This is a genomic window from Priestia sp. P5_B4 (assembly GCF_056400385.1).
The window spans coordinates 1-2,136 of the sequence record NZ_JBFULJ010000668.1 but is presented as its reverse complement, the minus strand read 5'-3'; the positions used below and the strand labels follow the sequence as shown (position 1 = coordinate 2,136).

The 2,136-nt window shown below is 42.5% G+C and carries 1 protein-coding gene; it reads left to right on the top strand.

What is annotated here, in order from left to right; translation table 11 throughout:
- Positions 1–2,136: glutamate synthase central domain-containing protein (locus tag AC1DRF_RS24470; RefSeq protein WP_477741918.1), on the top strand; the 2,136-nt coding region annotated here is incomplete at both ends.

Genomic DNA, 2,136 nt, shown 5'->3' with positions numbered 1-2,136 from the left:
ATGTTAGATAATGCGCTAGAGTTCTTTGTATTGGCCGGCCGCAAGCCAGCGCATGCAGCGATGATGCTTATTCCAGAGCCTTGGTCTGAGAATCCGCACATGTCAAAAGAAAAACGTGCTTTCTATGAGTATCATAGCGCATTAATGGAGCCATGGGATGGTCCGACTGCTATTTCGTTTACGGATGGAAAGCAAATCGGTGCTATTTTAGACCGTAACGGTTTAYGTCCAGCTCGCTATTATGTTACAAAAGATGATTACATCATCCTTTCATCAGAAGTAGGCGTCATTGATGTTGAAGATGAAAATGTATTATATAAAGATCGTTTAAGCCCAGGTAAAATGCTTCTAATCGATTTAGAGGAGGGCCGAATTATTTCAGACGAAGAAATTAAATCTGAAATGGCACAGGCTGAGCCTTATCAAGAGTGGTTAGATGAACAGCTGGTAACGTTGCCAGAAGTGCAGGAAGAAAAATCTGAATACTTCGATGATTTGGTCATTCGCCAGAAGTCATTTGGCTACACGTATGAAGATATTCATAAATATTTAGTTCCAGTTATTACAGAAGGAAAAGATCCGCTTGGTTCAATGGGTAATGATACTCCATTAGCCGTGTTGTCTGATCGTCCTCAATCGCTGTTCAATTACTTTAAGCAGCTATTTGCTCAAGTAACCAATCCACCGATTGATGCTATTCGTGAACAGTTGGTTACATCAACAATGACATTGCTTGGTGCAGAAGGGAATTTACTGCATCCAACCAAAGAAAATATTCATCGAATTCAGCTTGAGACACCGGTTTTAACAAACGATCAAACTGATCAGCTGAAGTCTGCCATTCATCCAGATTTCAAAAGTGCTGTTATATCTGCTGTATTTACAAATGATTTAAAAGCAGATCTTGATCGCGTATTTGCTGAAGCTGAAGCGGCGATTAACGCAGGTGCTAGCATTCTTGTTCTGACAGACCGTGAAGCGGGAGCTCAATCCGTAGCTATTCCAGCTTTATTAGCGGTTAGCGGACTGCACCAGCACCTAGTGCGAAAAGGAAACCGTACAAAGGCGAGCATTGTTGTAGAAACAGGAGAAGCGCGTGAAGTGCACCATTTTGCAGCGCTGATTGGTTACGGCGCAGACGCAATTAATCCATATCTTACTTTTGCAACATATCAAAATGAAATTAACGCCGGTACGTTGAACGTATCGTATGACTATGCTGTTGAGAAATATGTAAAAGCCGTTACTGAAGGTGTCGTAAAAGTAATGTCTAAAATGGGTATTTCAACGGTGCAAAGTTATCGGGGCGCACAAATTTTTGAAGCAGTTGGAATCAGTGCAGAGGTTATCGAGCACTATTTTACAGGTACTGCTTCGCAGCTTGGCGGTATCGGTTTAGATGTTATTGCAAAAGAAGCAAAAACGCGTCATGACAATGCTTATGTTGAAACAATTGAGCAAACGTTAGAATCAGGAAGTGACTTCCAGTGGAGACACACGGGCGAGCATCATGCGTTTAATCCAAAAACAATTCACACGCTGCAGTGGGCTTGCCGTAAGGGAGATTACAGCTTATTTAAAAAATTCTCTGAATCGGCTAATGAAGAACGCATCGGTTTCTTGCGCAACCTGTTCTCGTTTAATGGATCGCGTTCATCTATCTCCATTGATGAAGTGGAATCAGTTGATTCGATTGTAAAACGTTTTAAATCAGGTGCTATGTCGTTTGGATCTTTAAGTCAAGAAGCTCATGAAACATTAGCGATTGCGATGAACCGTTTAGGGGCACGCAGCAACAGTGGAGAAGGCGGCGAGCATCCTAGCCGCTACACTCTGGATGAGAATGGAGATAATCGCCGCAGTGCGATTAAACAAATCGCTTCTGGGCGTTTTGGAGTGAAAAGTCACTACCTTGTGAATGCCGATGAGCTTCAAATTAAAATGGCACAAGGTGCAAAACCTGGAGAAGGCGGTCAGCTTCCAGGAAACAAAGTATATCCATGGGTGGCAGATGTGCGTGGATCAACGCCAGGAGTAGGCTTAATTTCACCTCCTCCACACCACGATATTTATTCGATTGAAGATTTAGCGCAGCTTATTCATGACTTGAAAAATATAAACCGTGATGCACGAATC